Annotated in this window: 7 protein-coding genes, 1 pseudogene and 1 riboswitch; of the genes and pseudogenes, 4 read left to right on the top strand and 4 right to left on the bottom strand. The window is 67.3% G+C overall.

The window, feature by feature from the left end; genetic code table 11:
* Nucleotides 1-90 precede the first annotated feature (90 nt).
* Nucleotides 91-180: riboswitch (yybP-ykoY riboswitch) on the top strand.
* Nucleotides 181-268: 88 nt separating this feature from the next.
* Nucleotides 269-844: a manganese efflux pump MntP gene (locus AC5P9F_RS18730; protein WP_049397048.1), complete on the top strand. Its 576-nt coding sequence runs from the start codon at nt 269-271 to the stop codon at nt 842-844.
* Nucleotides 845-883: 39 nt separating this feature from the next.
* On the opposite strand, the gene AC5P9F_RS18735 is transcribed toward AC5P9F_RS18730, so the two are convergent.
* Together AC5P9F_RS18735 and AC5P9F_RS18740 are read right to left on the bottom strand one after the other, a co-directional pair.
* Nucleotides 884-4,330, bottom strand: a complete 3,447-nt coding sequence (locus AC5P9F_RS18735; RefSeq protein ID WP_043034414.1) for a hybrid sensor histidine kinase/response regulator — start codon at nt 4,328-4,330, stop codon at nt 884-886.
* 207 nt (nt 4,331-4,537) lie between these two features.
* On the bottom strand, nt 4,538-6,685 hold the full coding sequence (locus AC5P9F_RS18740; protein ID WP_100438177.1) for a S46 family peptidase: 2,148 nt from the start codon (nt 6,683-6,685) through the stop codon (nt 4,538-4,540).
* 127 nt (nt 6,686-6,812) lie between these two features.
* Between AC5P9F_RS18740 and AC5P9F_RS18745 the strand changes: the two are divergent.
* The 3 genes and pseudogenes from AC5P9F_RS18745 to AC5P9F_RS18755 all read left to right on the top strand — a co-directional run bounded on the left by AC5P9F_RS18745 (nt 6,813) and on the right by AC5P9F_RS18755 (nt 11,199).
* Nucleotides 6,813-8,501, top strand: a pseudogene (locus AC5P9F_RS18745) (Hsp70 family protein).
* A gap of 305 nt (nt 8,502-8,806) precedes the next feature.
* The gene (locus AC5P9F_RS18750) at nt 8,807-9,955 is read left to right on the top strand and encodes a heat-shock protein (RefSeq protein ID WP_172986132.1); all 1,149 of its coding nucleotides are present in this window, start codon (nt 8,807-8,809) and stop codon (nt 9,953-9,955) included.
* Nucleotides 9,952-11,199, top strand: a complete 1,248-nt coding sequence (locus AC5P9F_RS18755) for a J domain-containing protein (protein ID WP_012481645.1) — start codon at nt 9,952-9,954, stop codon at nt 11,197-11,199. Before AC5P9F_RS18750 ends, AC5P9F_RS18755 begins: the two co-directional genes overlap by 4 nt.
* Nucleotides 11,200-11,210: 11 nt before the next feature.
* Here the strand turns inward: AC5P9F_RS18755 and AC5P9F_RS18760 are convergent, their stop codons facing one another.
* Both AC5P9F_RS18760 and AC5P9F_RS18765 read right to left on the bottom strand, forming a co-directional pair.
* On the bottom strand, nt 11,211-15,068 hold the full coding sequence (locus AC5P9F_RS18760; RefSeq protein WP_308679502.1) for a translocation/assembly module TamB domain-containing protein: 3,858 nt from the start codon (nt 15,066-15,068) through the stop codon (nt 11,211-11,213).
* Entirely contained in the window at nt 15,065-16,861 is a 1,797-nt protein-coding gene (locus AC5P9F_RS18765; protein WP_080356711.1) for an autotransporter assembly complex protein TamA, read from the bottom strand. The genes AC5P9F_RS18760 and AC5P9F_RS18765 overlap by 4 nt, the downstream gene beginning before the upstream one ends.
* Between the last annotated feature and the right edge of the window lie 6 nt (nt 16,862-16,867).

The raw sequence follows: 16,867 nt of genomic DNA on the forward strand, positions 1-16,867 counted from the left end.
CACGATATAGCCATCGCTATACAAACCAGCCCTGCCTGCGCGTTTCGCTGCAAATGCGCCACGCGCGAATCGCGATGCTAAGCTTCGCGTCCCCTTGGGGAGTAGCCGGATTCCTTCGCAGGAATCGTCCACGTCAACATACTCGGCCGGTGCGCCGTGGCGTGGACAACCATGATGGTTGGCGAGACCAGCGGCCCGCGCGCGCAACGTCAGGTTGGGCGCGAGCGCAGGCCGTGCGTCCGTCCTGGCCCGACCTCAGCCGCTGTCCATGTCCCCCATTTCGATCCTCCTGATCGGCTTTGCCATGTCCACCGATGCCTTTGCCGCCGCGATCGGCAAGGGTGCGGCCATGCGCAGGCCGGTGTTCCGCGATGCCTTGCGTGCCGGCATCATCTTCGGCGTCATCGAGGCGATCACGCCCATCATCGGCTGGCTGCTCGGTCGCGCCGCGCTGCAGTACGTCGAAGCCTTCGACCACTGGATCGCCTTCGGCCTGCTCGGCGCGCTGGGCATCCACATGATCTACAACGGCCTGCGCCCGGACAGTGCCGAGGAAGACGAAGACCCTTCGCAGCACCACGGCTTCTGGAAGCTGGCGCTGACCGGTTTCGCCACCAGCATCGATGCGATGGCGGTGGGTATCGGCCTGGCCTTCATGGATGTGCATATCGGCGTGATGGCCGCGGTCATCGGCCTGTGCACGCTGACCATGGTCACCGCCGGCATCATGCTCGGCCGCGTGCTGGGCAGCATGGTCGGCAAGCGTGCCGAGATCATCGGTGGCGTGATCCTGGTGATCATCGGTGCGACGATCCTGTACGAGCACCTGCACGGCGTGGGGTAACGCTTCCGCGATTACGTGGTTGCCGGCCAGCGGCCGGCACTACTGCGCGTCGCGCAGCGCGCCGAGGAAGGCGCGCAGCGAGGCCGGCTTGATCGGCTTGGTCAGCACGCGATAGCCACGTTCGCGTGCCATCCGCTTCAGCTCGTCGCGACCATCGGCGGTCAGCAGCGCACCCGGCAGCGGGTAACCGGCGGCTTCGCGCAGGGCCACCAGGGCGTCCAGGCCATCCATGCGGTCGTGCAGGTGGTAGTCGACCAGCATCACCTGTGGCCGTTCGGCCACTTTCTCCAACGCCTGATCCACCGTCGATGCCGTGATCACCTGCACCTGCCAACGGCCGAGCAGTGCGCGCATGCCGTCGAGGATCTCCTCGTCGTTGTCCACGCACAGCACGCGCAGGCCAGCCAGCGAATCGCTGCGTACCGGTGCGGCCACCGCCTGTACCGGCGTGGCCAGCTCGGTGTAACCCGGCAATGGTGCCACCCGCGGCAGAATGATCGAGAACATCGATCCCTTGCCGACCCGGCTGCGCGCATTGAGGCGATGGTCAAGCAGACGCGAGATGCGCTGGCAGATCGACAGGCCCAGGCCCAGGCCCTGCTCGCCCCAGTCGAACGGCTGCTGGTAGCGGTGGAACTCATCGAAGATCTGCCGCATGTGGTGCTCGGGAATGCCAGGACCGGTATCCCAGACCTGCAGCTCCACTTCATCGCCGCGCTGGCGCACGGCCAGCACGATGCGACCCTGGCGGGTGTAACGCAGCGCGTTGGCCAGGAAGTTCTGCAGCACGCGGCGCAGCAGGCGGCGGTCACTGCGCACCCATGCCGGGCGTGCGAACAGGTCCAGGCGCAGGCCACGGCCGGCGGCGACCGGGGTGTACTGCGCGGCCAGCTCACGCATCAACGCACTCACGTCGAACTCGCCGATCACCGGGTGCAGGCCACCGGCATCCAGCCGAGACACATCCAGCAGGCCATCGAGCAGCTCTTCGGCCGCACGCAACGACGCATCCACACGCTCGGCCAGGTGCTTCTGCTCATCGCTCACGTGATCGCTGTCGCGCAGCGCGGAAGCGAACAGGCGTGCGGCGTTCAGTGGCTGCAGCACGTCATGGCTGATCGCCGCCAGGAAGCGGGTCTTCGACTGCTGCGCGACCTCGGCCTCATGCGAACGCTCGGCCACGCGCTGTTCCAGCGTTTCGTTGGCTTCCAGCAGGGCCTTTTCCGCGTGCTTGTAGTCGGTGATGTCGTTGTAGCTGGTCACGTAACCGCCGCCGGGCAGCGCCTGGCCACGCATCTCGATCACCTTGCCATCGCTGCGGGTGCGCTCGAACACGTGCGGTGACCCCGCGCGCATGTAGCCGATGCGTCGGTTGATCTGCACTTCGATATCACCCTCGCCCAGCTCGCCGCGCTCGGCGTTGTAGCGGATCAGGTCGGCCACAGGGCGACCTACGTAGAGCATGCCGTCGGGGTAGCCGAACATGTCCTGGTAACGACGATTCCATGCGGTCAGGCGCATGTCCGGATCGACCACGCTGACCCCGGCGCTGATGTTCTCCAGCGTGGTCGACAGGATCTCGCGGTTGAAGCGCAGTTCCTGCCCGGCTTCGTCCAGCACCGCCACCACTTCGCCCAGGTCCATGCCCGAGCCACGCAGCAGGCTGGTCAGCAGCAGGCGCGCCGAGGCCGCACCAATCGACGCGGCCAGCAGGCGTTCGGTGAACTGCACCCACGGCCGGTCGGCCGGCGCCGAGGATTGCAGCTCGCGGCCCAGCGACTGTGCCTGCTCGAAGAACGAACGCCGCGCGTGGCGCTCGCCGACCACGCGCGAAGCCAGCGCCAGCAGATCGCCCACATGCACGTGACCCGGCCAACCACCCGCCACCGACGGTCGTTCGGCATACGGGTCGAGGAACGGCGCGGCGCGCAGCCGCTCGTCCACACCGGGCCGCCAGCGTGCAGACACCAGCATCATCGTCGCCGCATTGACCAGCAGCGACCAGAACGTGCCATGGGTCAGCGGGTCCCAGCCGGTCATGCCGAACAGCTGCTGCGGGCGCAGCCACTCGATGCCGAACGGGCCGTGCTGCACCCAGCCAGCATCGACCCAGCCGGCCATGGTCATCGCCGGCAGCAGCAGTGTGTACAGCCAGGTGGCGAAGCCCAGCAGCATGCCCACCTCGACACCACGCCGGCTCGCGCCGCGCCAGTACAGACCGCCGATCAGCCCGGGCGCGAACTGCGCCACCGCCGCGAACGCCATCAGGCCGTACGAGGCCAGCGTGCTGTCGTTGCTGCTGGTGCGGTAGTAGCTGTAGGCCATCAGCGCCAGCAGCAGGATCGCCAGGCGGCGGATCCACAGCACGCGCGAGGCAACGTCGGCGGCTTCCTGATGGTCGCCACTGCGACGCAGCAGCACCGGCATCACCAGATCGTTGCTGACCATGGTGGCCAGCGCGATGGACGAGACGATGACCATGCCGGTGGCGGCGGAGAAGCCGCCCACATAGGCGATCAGCGCCAGCGCGTTGCGGCCTTCGGCCAGCGGCAGGGCCAGCACCATCGAGTCGTCGGCGACGCTGCCGCCGGTGCCGAACAGGGTCACGCCGGCGGTGGCGATCGGCAGCACCATGCCCGAGATCAGTACCAGGTAGCCACCGAACATCCAGCGCGCGCGGCGTACGTCGCGCACGTCACCGCACTCGACCACGGCCACGTGGAACTGGCGTGGCAGGCAGATGATGGCCAGGAAGCTGAGCAGGGTCTGCGAGATGAAGCCCACCGGCGGCAGGCCGGTGAACAGCGTATGCACCGACTCGACCACCGCGTCGGTGCGGTTGCTCAGCCACAGGTAGGCGAACACGCCCACGGCCAGCATGGCCAGCAGCTTGATCACCGATTCGAAGGCGATCGCCAGCATCATGCCGTGGTGGTGCTCGGTGGCGTCGACCTGGCGGGTGCCGAACAGGGTGGCGAACAGCGCCATCAGCAGCGCCACGTACAGCGCCGGATCGGTGAAGAAGCCGGTCGGGCCGCTGTTGCCGGTCAGCACCTGCAGGCTCATCGCCACCGCTTTGTACTGCAGGGCCAGGTACGGGATGATGCCGATCAGGGCGATGATCGCCACCAGTGCCGCCAACCGCCGCGAGCGGCCGAAGCGCGAGGAGATGAAATCGGCGATGGAGACCACGTTCTGGCTGCGGGCGATCAGCGCCAGGCGTTCGATGATGCGCCAGCCGAACAACAGCAGCAGCAACGGACCGATATAGATCGGCAGGTAGCCGATGCCGTTGCGCACGGCGGTACCCACCGCGCCGTAGAAGGTCCACGACGAGCAGTACACGGCCAGCGCCAGGCTGTAGACCACCGGCCGCAGCCACGGCCGGTCGGGGTACATCGGCCGGCGGTCACCCCACCACGCCACGCCGAATAGCAGCGCGGCATAGGCAACCGAGACCAGCAGCAGGATCCAGCTGGAGACCACGCGTGCGTTTCCGTCGGAACAGGGTTCAGTAGATCACGACCGTTGGTCGTGAGGGTAGGTCATGGCGGTGGGTCACGACCGTTGGCCCGTCTGGTGGGTCACGACCGTTGGTCGTGACGGGGACATCCGTGCCCACTGACAGTGGGCACCTACCGGGAATCAATGGGCACCCACCAGGAAGCGGTGGGCACCTGCCAGGTACCGGCGTTATTGGGCCGGCACGCCCATTTCCTTCAGCAGCTCGGGCGCCGGGTAGACCTTGGCCAGCAGCCAGCGCAGGTAGCGCATGTCCACGTGCACGGCGCGCTTGTAGCGCGGGTCGAACCACCAGCTGGCGCTGACCGATTCCCAGTTGCTGTCGAAGTTCAGGCCGATCAGTTCGCCCTTGGCGTTGAGCACCGGCGAGCCGGAGTTGCCGCCGGTGGTATCCAGGTTGGTCAGGAAGTTGACCGTCTGGGTCTTCAGCGCCGGGTCGGCGGTGCTGCCGAAGTCACCCTTGGCAATCGCCGCCAGCAGCGGCTTGGGTGCATCGAACGGATAAGCGTTGGTGTTCTTCTCGACGATGCCGGCCACGGTGGTCACCGGCGAGTAGGTCACGCCATCGCGCGGGTGCAGCGCCTCGACCTTGCCGTAGCTGATGCGCAGGGTGCGGTTGGCATCCGGGTACACGGCGCGGCCCTGCTTGGCACGCCAGGCGAACAGCGCCTGCATGTAGGCCGGGCGCAGGCGCAGCTGCTCGCCTTCGCGGGTCTTGCTCTCGTTCTCGATGCGCAGCTGCGCGGCCACCAGCGGGCCGGCCACGGCGATCAGCGGATCGGCGGCCAGCGCCTTGCCTTCGCGTGCGGCAGCGAAGCGCGACAGGCGCTGCGCCTCGTCACCCAGCTGGGTGCCCGCATACAGGGTGTCCAGCGCCTTGGCCAGCTGCTGCGGGGTACGGCCGAAGGCCGCGTCGAACTCGGCCACGCGCTGCGCGTCCGGCAGCTGCTGGTAGCGGGTCAGCAGGGTGGTCAGCAGCGCCTTCTCGACCTCCGGTGCGTAACGGCGCTGGACCTGCTTGAGCACGCCTTCGATCATCGCTTGGTCGCGCTGCTGGTAGCCGCTTTCGCGCTGCGCGTCCGGCTTGGCCGATTCGATGCGCAGGCGCTCCAGCAGCAACGCCGAACGCAGCAGCTGGCTCTGCGCGGCCATCTGGTCCAGCAGCAGGTCACGCTCGCCCACCGCCGCGCCCTGCGACAGGTTGGCCAGCAACGCCTTGATGTCGCCCTGGTACTTGCGGTCGGTGGCAGCGAGCATCGCCGTCTCGTCGGCAGCACGCTGGGCCTTGGCGTCGCTGCGCAGCAGGCCTTCCAGCTCGCCGGCGGCGCGCTTGCGGTTGTTCTTCAGCGACTGCAGCTGCGAGGCGTAGCGGGTGCGCGCCTGTGCATCCTTGGCGCTGGCGGCCTCGATGGTGTCGATCATCTGCTGGAACACCGACACGCGGCGCGGCAGCACGGTATCGATCTGGCCAGCGAATTCGGCCGCGGTACGATGGCGGTAGGTGATGCCCGGGTAACCGGCCAGCATCGCGTAGTCGCCTTCCTTCGGGCCTTCCACCGACATCTGCAGGTGTGCCGGCGCCTGGTAGGGCACGTTGTCCTTGCTGTAGGCGGCCGGCTTGCCGTCCTTGCCCACGTAGGCGCGCAGCAGGGTGAAGTCGCCGGTGTGGCGCGGCCACATGAAGTTGTCGATCTCGTCGCCGTAGTTGCCGATCGCACGCGGCGGCGCGTACACCAGGCGCACGTCGCTCAGTTCCAGCTGGGCGATCCGGTAGAAGTCGGTGCCGTAGTACATGTTGGCCACCGAGCAGCGCACGCTGCCGTCCTTCTCGCACTCGGCCACGATCTGCTTGCTGGCCGCATCGACAGCATCGAAGTAGGCACGGCCGGTCTTGCCACGCGCCTGCGCCAGCACCTGATCGGTCACCTTGTCGAAGCCGACGGTGACCAGCACGCGGAAGTCCGGGTTGGCCGGGCGCTCGTCGGCACGGCCGTTGGCGATGAAGCCACCAGTGATCAGGTCGTGCTCGGGCGAGCTGTTGTACTGGATCACGCCCATCGCCACGTGGTGGTTGGTCAGCAGCAGGCCGTCGGCGGACACGAACGAACCGGTACCACCACCGGCGCGCACCACGGCGCTCAGCGGCGGCGCGGTGACATTGGCCAGGTCGGCCGGATTGCCCTTGAAACCTGCGGCCTGCAGCGGCTTGGCCAGCTCCGGCAGCTGCGTCGGCATCCACATGCCTTCATCGGCGTGGGCACCGGCGGCGAGGGTCAGGCCCAGGGCCAGGGCGGTGGGAAGGGCTTTGCGTGATGACATGAGGCAATCCGGTACGACTGAACAGCCCGGGACCATAGCCCGTGGGGCGCTGTCGGGCAACGCCCGATGGTCAGGGGGTCGGGGCCACTCCTACAATCGCGGTTCCCTGCACAACGGACGTCAGCAGATGATTGTTGGAATCGACCTGGGCACGACGCACTCGCTCATCGGTGTGCATTCGTCGGATGGACCGCGCCTGTTCCCCAATGCCCATGGCGAGCTGTTGACCCCGTCGGTGGTGAGCCTGGTCGATGGCGCCGTGCTGGTTGGCCAGCCAGCCCGCGACCGCCTGGTCAGCCATCCACAGCAGACCGTGGCCCACTTCAAGCGCTGGATGGGCAGCGATCGCGAGACCCGGCTGGGTGAGCGCAGTTTCCGCCCCGAGGAGCTTTCGGCCATGGTGCTGCGCTCGCTGCTGGCTGACGCCGAAGCCGCACTGGGCCACAAGGTGGAGGAGGCAGTGATCAGCGTACCGGCCTATTTCTCCGACGCCCAGCGCAAGGCTACCCGGGCAGCCGGCGAGCTGGCCGGCATCCGCGTCGAGCGCCTGATCAATGAACCCACGGCCGCCGCGCTGGCCTATGGCCTGCAGGAGCGTGACGGCGAAGGCTGCGTGCTGGTGCTGGACCTGGGCGGTGGCACCTTCGACGTCTCCATCCTGGAACTGTTCGACGGCGTGGTCGAAGTGCATGCCAGCGCCGGCGACAATTTCCTGGGCGGCGAGGATTTCCTGCAGGTACTGGTGCGGGCCTTCCATGCCGACCAGGGCACGTCCACCAGCGACCTGTCCGCTGCCGAACAGGCGCAGCTGCTGCGTCGACTGGAACTGTTCAAGCGCGAACTCAGCCTGAGCGGCGCTGCCAGCCTGCAGTTGCCCCTGGCCGGCAGCGAACGCCAGTGGCAGATGGACGAGGCGCGCTACACCCAGCTCTGCGAACCGCTGCTGCTGCGCATGCGTGGGCCCATCGAACGCGCGATCCGCGACGCCCGGCTCAAGCCCGACGCGCTGGACGACATCATCCTGGTCGGCGGTGCGGTACGCATGCCGATGGTCAGCAAGCTGGCGACCCGCATGTTCGGTCGGCTTCCGCTGCGCCATATCCATCCGGACCAGGCGATTGTCTAGGGCGCCGCCGTTGCAGCGGGATTGAAGGCGCGCGACGAATCCTTGCGCGAAGTCGTGTTGACCGATGTCTGCCCCTACACGCTCGGCACGCAGGTGTCCCGCCAGGATGCTGCCGGTGGCGAACGCAGCGGCTACTTCCACCCGATCATCCAGCGCAACAGCGTGGTGCCGGTCAGCCGCGAGGATCGCTTCTACCCGCTGCACGAGCGGCAGGACGCCATCCGTATCGACGTGTTCCAGGGCGAGAGCCCGACGGTGGATCGCAACATCAAGCTCGGTGAGCTGACCGTGCCGCTGACCCATTCTGTCCCGATGCAGGAGCGCAGCGTCACCGCCCGCTTTACCTACGACGTGAACGGGCTGCTGCAGGTCGAAGTCACTGAGGATGCCACCGGCAAGCGCCACGAGCTCATCCTGGAACAGAATCCCGGGCTGCTGTCACCCGAAGAGATCCAGCAGCGCCTGCGCGCACTGGAAGCGCTGAAGATCCACCCGCGTGACGCCCAGCCCAACCTCGCGGTGATCGCCCGCACCGAGCGCCTGTACGAGGAACGCATCCATCACCGCGAACAGCTGCAGTCGTGGCTGAGCAGCTTCCGCCATGTGCTGGAAGGCCAGGACGCCATTGCCGTCGAGCGTCATCGCCGTCAGCTGGACGAGGCACTGGACACCCTCGAGCGCGATGCATGAGCTGGGCACTTCACGTCCTGGAGCTGGACGAAGCCGCTGACGAGCGCGCGATCAAGCGCGCCTATGCAAATCGCCTGCGGGTGACTCGACCCGACGAGGATCCCATCGCCTTCCAGCACCTGCATGAGGCCTATCAGGCGGCATTGGACTGGGTCCGCCAGGAAGCGCTGGCCAATACCGCAGACGAAGACGAACCGGCGGAGCATGCAACCGACATCGCACCCTGGCCGCCCGACGCAGACGTGGCATGGGCGCCGCCCGAAACGCGTTCGTACTCGCCTCCATGGCCACCTCGCGGCACGCCTGTGCTGCTGCGCACGGCACAAGTGGCGGAACTGGAGGGAGCGGTCCACGTATCGGGCCATGCGCACACGATCCTGCGCATGGCCCATCTGTCTTCCCCTGAAGACTTCGGCCCCTGGCTGGAGGCCACGCCGGTGCTGTGGTCGCTGCGCTACAAGCCATTGGTGGGCGACGCGCTGCTGGATGAACTGGCACGCAGTCACAACAGCGTCAGCGCAGCCAACATGGGTCTGCTGGCACGCTGCTTTGGCTGGGATGATGTACACGATGGCGTGGATCCGGACAGGCTGGCATCGATCCAGTCGCGCGGTCATCGACGCTGGGCCGCCGAGACCGGGAATGCGGCAGAGCTGTCGGCACTGCTTGAACAAGAGGGCAGCCTGCGGTTGGGGAGGATCACAGTCAGTCGTTGCCTGCGCTACCTGTCGCAGCCATGGAACCTGCGGCGATCCCTCTGGCAGGCGCAGCTGCCCGAGCACATCAGTGAAGTCAACGCGCTGCTGGATGCCATCGAGTCGGGGGGAAGCGAGCAGTTGCCCGAGGCATGGCATCCGCAGCAGATCCTGTTCTGGCGAAGTCTTGCCGACGTCTCCCGGCCCAGGCGGTGGCGCTGGCAGGTGAACGCGCTGCGTGGCGTGCTGCTGGGCGTCTGCAGCCTGTTGTTCTTCGGTGGAATCGCAGGTGTCTCGTTGGTCCAGGGAAAGGCGGGCGAAGCCTCGATATTCGTCCAGATGGGGGCGCTCCTGGGCCTGCTGCTGGCGGTGATGGGAGTACTGTGGGTGCCTGTTCGCTGGGCGCTGCGCCAACTTACGCTTGACCTCACTCATCGGCGTGCAGGGCTGCTGCTGGCCCTACCTGCGCCGTTGATGGCGATCGGCAGCCTGGTTCTTGTCCATGGCCTGGGCCACCGCATGGAGGGTACGCTGCTGATCTTCATGGCACTGCCCTTGGCGACTGCGCGCCTGTGGCGACGCGTCGGTGCCCGGATGCGATTCGGAGTCCGCCACGGCGTGTTCATGGTACTTGCCATGCTGATCGCCGAAGCAGGCATCGTTCTCACCCTGCTGCAGTGGGGCGCCGAGTTCGTGCACCGCGCGCGTCGTCACGCGCCGATTGACCGGCTTCCGCCGGCCTCTGGAAACACTGCGTGAACCGGGCGCTGGACGCTCTCGGGCTCGACGCCAGCGCCGACGAACGGGCGATCAAGCGCGCCTACGCGCAGAGACTGCGCGCGGCGCGCCCGGACGAAGACCCGGTGGCATTCCAGACGCTGCACGAGGCTTATCAGGAAGCGCTGCGGTGGATACGCAACCGTGCGCAGTGGCAGGAGGAAAGCAGTGCAGAAGCGCTCGCGACCACGCCTGCGGACAACAGCCCGCCCGAGCCACTGGCGCCGTACGACAGCCATTCGCCGATGGACCACATGCCGGAGCTGCATCATCCATGCACGCTCGACACCGACATGCCGGACGATGTGGTGGAGCCATCATTGAACCTGCCCCGGTTTGCGCGCCTGCTGATCAACACCGCCGGCGACACCGACCCGGCCAGCTTCGAGCACTGGCTGGCCGGGCGTCCGGAGCTGTGGTCATTGGCCGACAGGCCACGTATCGGTGACGTGGTCCTGCAGCAGCTGCTGCACCAGGGCGGCCCGCTGTGCGAGTCCAATTTCGATCTGCTCGGTCGATACTTCTGCTGGAATGAGATCCGGGCTGATATCGATCCCTACCGGGTCCGTGCACGACGCAGCCAACTGCATCGCCACTGGCAGCTGCAGCCGCGCAACCATGCGGCCCTCACCACAGCACTGGACCGACCGCAGGATCGGGTGTCCCCCCATGAAGCCCGTGCCCGCGTGGAACGCTTGACCCGGCCGTGGCACTGGCTGCAATCGCTGCTGTCGTCCTGCGTGCCCGGGCGCGCAGGCACCATGCGGCGCACGATGCAGCATCTGGGGGTGCATACCGTCCGCGACACGCTGGCGCCACTGGACGCGGATCAGGTCGCCTTCTGGCTGGCGATATCGCAGCCCAGGCGCTTCAACATCCCGAAGTTGCAGGTCGCGATTGTCCGCTGCCTGCTGGGCGCGCTGATCGTACTGGCGGTTCTGGCGGTGCTGGCACTACTGGGTGATGCCGTGCGACCACGTGCGCTCAACACGTCCGGCATGAAACGCGCGGCAATCCATGCCTCGGTGGTCATCGTGTCCGGCGCCCTCATGCTGGCGCACTTCGTGGGGTGGACTCCATCGCGAACGGCGTCCGCGCCAACACCGGCCGAACCACCGTCGCCGCTCGATGGGCAAGGCGTGCTCACGCACGGGCCTCGTCCGCGCAGGCCTGCTCCCTCATTCGCAGTCGTGAGCCAGCTGGACCCTGGCACCGGCAACGGTTGAATGGCGGCGGGTTACTTCTCCCGCCGCCAGTTGATCGACCCACGGTTTTCCACCGTGCTCGACTCCACTTCCACGTCGAAGCCACGACGCAGCAGGTACTTCAGCGTGATCACCGAACCGGCACCGACCAGCGACACGCCGTAGCCGACGTACAGCTTGGGCGAGATGTACTTGCCGACCCCGATCACCGAGCCACCCAGCGCGCGCGACTGGCTCACGCCGGCATCGTCCAGGCCCAGCTTGGCGCCCAGCTGCGACGCCAGCAGGCCGCTGCCAGCCGAGAGCGCCGCCGAGGCCGCGTTGACCTGCTGGGCCTGGTCGCTGCTGGCACCGGTCAGGCTGCGCCCCAGCACCAGGTAGGCCAGTGCCTCGGACTGCGACATCGCCGGCTCGGACCACACGTCCGCGCGCGGCTGCTGTGCACGCCCGGTCACGTCGATGCCGGCGGTGACATCACCGATCCGGCGCTCGGCACGGATGTTGATGCGCGGGTCGGACACCGCGTTGTAGTTCCAGGTGAGGTTGCCACGGGTGATGGTCAGGTCCTGCCCGTATGCCTTGTAGCGACCACTCACTTCCAGGCCACCATTGGCGGTCATTTCGCGGCCAGGCTTGGCCCAGACCTGCATCTTGCCGGTCAGCGCGCCCTTCAGGCCGAAGCCGGTCATCTTGACCTTGTCGCCAAGGCTGACGGTCAGGTCCATGTCCAGCGGCGAGGTGCGCGACTCTTCCGGGTCGGCCGGGTCCAGCACCACCACGTCCTCGGACACCGAGGTGCCACGATCCAGGCGTTCGAGATCGATGTCGGCCTCGGGCACGTGCACGGTGCCGCGCAGCTCCATCGCCGCCTTGGCCAGGGTGAAGCCGAGGTTGGGGTTGGCGACGATGCGCAGCTCGCTGGTGTTGGACAGCAGCACGTTCTCGCCATGGATCTTCAGCTGCAGCGGCTGTGCATCACCAAACCACGACAGGCCACCATCCACGTACAGCGTGCCCTGGCCCGAGTTGGCCTGCGCGGTGATCTTTGCCGAACCGTCGGGCTGGGCCACGAAGCTGCCCTTGCCCTGGTCGAAGGTCAGGCCCAGCGCGGGGAACTCGCCCTTGAAGTTGCTCAGCTGGGCATCACCGCCCAGCGATGGCTGGCCGCGCGTACCGCGCAGGCTGACGTGGCCCTCTATCAGGCCGGTCGGGCGCACGATGTCCGGCGAGAACAGCTCCAGCCAGTAAAGCCGCGACATGTTGAGGTAGAGCTCGCCGTTCAGCGGCGCACTGGCTTCCCAGCCGGTCTGCATCCTGGCATCGACGAAGCCGTTGCCCTGGAAGCCCATGCCCAGGTAGCCCTTGATGCTGGCCGGGGTCATGTCGAGCTTGAGCGAGAACTGGTCATAACGCACCAGCTCGCCGCGGGTGGTATCCCCCACGGTGTTGCGGTTCTCGCCCAGGCGCACGCCGCCTTCCTTCGAGCGCACCTCTACATGGCCTTCCCAGGCATTGCCGCGCGGGCGGATCTGCGCGTCCAGGCTGACATCGCCACGCAGGTAGATGCGGCGGCCGGACTGCGGCGGCAGCCACGGCTGCACCAGCGCCAGCGGCAGCGCATCACTGCGCACCACCAGGCCCTCACGCGGCCAGTTGGCCTGTGCGCACAGCGCGCCGCTGCTGGCCGCGGCCAGGCAGGCTTCGGACAGGGTGTAGGTGCTGCCGTTGATCGCGAACGCCGCCGGTGCACGCAACGACCAGGCATCACCCTTCACCGGTGCGATACGCAGCGACGCCAGTTCGCCGCGCCACTGCGCGCCCTGCTGGCGGACGCTGCCCTGCAGCTCGATCGCGCCCATCTCGTTGCGGGTCTGCGCGGCCAGGCGCAGGTTGGAGACACTGCCCTGCGCATCCACGTTCAAGCGTTCCAGCAGCATGCCGGCGTTGACCTGCTGGCCCTGCACCGCCAGCGTGCCGCTGTCGCCGCGCCATGGCAGGTGGCCCTTGATGCTCACGCTCTCGGCGCCGTAGCCGTCCCAGTTGAGGTTGTTGCCGACCAGGTCGGCGGTGATGTCCGGCGCATCGCGCGGGCCCTTCACCTGTACCTGTCCACGCAGGCCGCCATCGGCGCCGGGCAGCAGATCGCTCAGCTGCAGCGGTTCGAAACGCGCGTCGATGTCGAGGCGGTCGCCGACCTTGCCCGACGCGGTCACCCGGCTGCTGCCCAGCGACAGCTTCAGGTCGCCCTGGCCCTGCGCGCCCTGCAGCGCGAACTTGCCCTGTGCGTCGAGATTGCGCTGGCGCAGGATGCCCTTCAGCGACGGCAGGTCGACGGTGGCTTCCAGCGTGCCGGCGGTGCCCGGCGGCGCGTTTGCCGGCGGCGGCAGCTGGCGGCCCTTGGAGGCCAGGTTGCCGGACAGGCGGCCGTTCCAGCCCGGCACGAAATAGCCGGGGTCGAAGTCCTTCAGCGTGGCCTTGGCATCCCAGTCCAGCTGCGGTGCCCACGCCACCTGGCCTTCCACCTGCAGCTGCCCACCCGGCGTCTGCGCCTGCAGCTGGTGGATCAACGCGGCCTGGTCATTGCCGCGTACGTCGAACTGCAGCTGTGCCTTCTGCTTTTCGCGTTCGACATCGGCACGGCCGATCGCGGCCCACGCCTTCAACGTACCGGCCAGGCCGAAGCGCGCTTCCTTCAGGGTGACCGGCACCGGTGCGCTGCCGGCCGTGTTCGGATCGGGCGCCGGCACGTAGGTCAGGTCATGGGCGACCACCGAGAAATTGAGTTTCTGCTGGTCTTCCTGGCTGAAGTCGGCGGTGCCTTCCAGCCGTGCCTCACCGCCAAGCCCTTTCACCAGCAGGGGCGACACCTTCAGCACCTGGTCCTGCAGCGACACCACCGACGGTGCCAGCTCCAGCTCCTGATCACCCTGCTTCACCTTGCCACGCAGGTTGGCGTTGCCGCCCTTGCCAGCCGCGGTGAAGTCCAGTGCGAGTGGTGCGATCGCCGAGCTGGCCAGTGCCGGCGACAGCAGCGCCAGATCCAGTTCGTCGCTGCGGATGCTGGCGCTCCAGCTCGGATCGGTGCGGCCATCGAACACCAGCATCGCGTGCAGCGGCTTCGGCGCGCGCCCGGCTACGGCCACTTCCATGTGCGCCAGGTCACCGCGTGCCACCAGCCCCACCGTCGCTGCGGTACGGCCACGCGGGGCCGGCAACACTGCGGTGACGGTCACGTCGGTGTCGTAGTCCTTGGCCGGGATGTAGCGGCCCTGGGCGGTGAAATTGCCCATGTCGCTGTCCACGACCAGTCTGTGCGCCTGGAACTCGCCGTTGGCGATCTCGATGCCACCCCGCACACGGCTGATGTCGATCACCGGCTCGTTGGCCTGGCTGATGCGGAAGCCGTCGATGGCAATGGCATCGGCCTGGATCGCCAGCGGCATTTCGATCTGCGGCAGCGAATCGGGCCACGACGGCAGCTTGAACGGCTCGTCACTCTTGGCCAGGTTCAGCGTCGCGTTGGTCAGCTCCAGCTTGTCCAGCAGCAGCTTGCGGCCCAGCAGCGGGCGCAGGTCCGGCTCCAGGTGCGCGCGCTCGGCGTGGAAATGGATGTCGTCGTAGCGGAAGTCGACGTTGTACAGGGTCAGCGGACCGGCCACCGGCCCGTCCACCTTGTCCCAGGTGAAGCTGGCGCCCACCGGCAGCCGCGCCACCACCTGTGCCAGCAGCACGTCGCGGCCGGCCACGGTCTGCAGCAGCCAGTACACCGCCAGCAACGCCAGCAGCACCAGGCCGATCACGCCCACGCCGGACCACGCCCAGAAGCGGCGGCGGCGGTAGAAACGCACGCGCGGCGGCGGCGTGTTCGGGGTGGGTGCGGGCGTGCTCACAGGTCCGCTCCGATGTTGAGGTAAAGCTGGAACTGCGAATCCGGGTTGTTCAGGCCATGCGCGATATCCACGCGCACCGGGCCCACCGGCGATTTCCAACGCACGCCGAAGCCGACGCCGGTGTGCAGATCAATGGTGTTGTCGAAGGCGCTGCCGGTATCGACGAACACCGCCGCGCCCCACGGGCCGCCATTGAAGTAGTGCTCGTACTCGGCCGAGCCGATCACCAGGTTCTTGGCGCCCAGCGCGTATTTGTCGGGTTTGGGTGTGCGCGGGCCGACTTCGCGGTAGGCGTAACCGCGGATGCTGCGGTCACCGCCCGCGAAGTAGCGCAGGCTCGGCGGCATCGCCACCAGATCGCTGGTCCAGGTGGTACCCCCCTCGCCGCGCAGGATCAGGCGGTTGCTTTCACCCACCGGGATGTACCAGCGCAGCACGGCGTTGGCCTGCACGAAGCTGGTGTCCGAGCCGGCACCTTCAACGCCGGCACGCATCGTCGCAGTACCGCTGATGCCCTTGCGCGGAAACATCTCGTCGTCGACGTTGACGTAGTCGGCAACCATCTGCGGGTACACCAGCGTCGAGGTGTTGTAGACGGCATCGGTGAATTCAGTGCCGGAGGCATAGCGCCAACGCTCGCGCAGTGCGTTGATCGAGGCGATCGCGGTCCAGTGCTCGTTGATCTCGCCGCTGCGGCTGGCGATCAGCTTGAAGTTGCGCAGGTCGATGTAATCGGTCTGCTCGTCATACGCACTGGCGGCGAAGGTGTACCAGCCGTCAAGCCAGTTGAAGGCGGGGATGCGGTAGCTGGTCACCAGGCTCTTGCGCTTCTGCGCATAGTCCAGCTGCGTGTTCATCTTGTGCCCGCGGTTGTTCAGGAACCGCCGCTCGATGCCGCCGCGCACACCCGGGCCACTCTCGCTGCCATAGCTCAGACCCGCGGTATAGATGGTGCGCTTGGCGCGGGTCAGCTTCACATCCACCGGCACTTCGCCGTTGGCATCGGCCTGGTCGGGCCGTGGCTGGATGTCGATCACGCTGAAGTAGTCCAGCTTGGTCAGCGACTCGCGCAGCCGGTCCAGCTTGCCCTCGTGGAAGTAGCTGCCCTGTTCCCAGTACACCAGCGGGTCGAACAGCTTGTCGACGAAGTAATCCTGCTCGAAACGCACCGGCCCCATGTTGTAGCGGCGGCCGCTGTCCCAGGTCAGGTCGATGTCGGCTGCGTTGTCGGCGCGGGTGATCTGTACCTGGCGCTGGGTGTAGTCGGCATCGAAGTAGCCACGCTCGGCCAGGCGACGGGTGATGGTGATCTTGCTGGCTTCGTACTGCGTGTGCTCGAAGCGCTGGCCCTTGCGGGGCTTGAATGCGGCCAGGTCGTCCTGCAGGTACTGGTCATACATCGCCGGCCCGGTGATGTCGATGTGCTCACGGCGCACGGTCACCGGGGTGCCCTTGTCGACATGGATCAGCACCCGCACATGCTCGTCCTCGCGCGGCGCCTCGACCTTGATCACCGGGTTGTAGTACCCGAAGGGTTCCAGTGCCTGGCGGGTCTGCCGCTCGGCCTGTGACAGCAGGTACTCCAGGCGCGATTCGCCCTGTTCCTTGCCGATCGTGTCGTACAGCGACAGCGATTCCTGGATGTTCTCGATGATCGCGGCGTCGTCGCCCTTGTCCAATCCCTTGATGTCCACCTTGTCGATGGTGCCGCGCGCGTTGGCCACGGAGGTGGCGGCCAGCGACAGGACCATCAGCGGCAGGGCGTATTTCTTTGGCTGCATGCGGCACAGCATACCGAC

This window comes from Stenotrophomonas sp. YJH_SMC_4 (genome assembly GCF_059371575.1).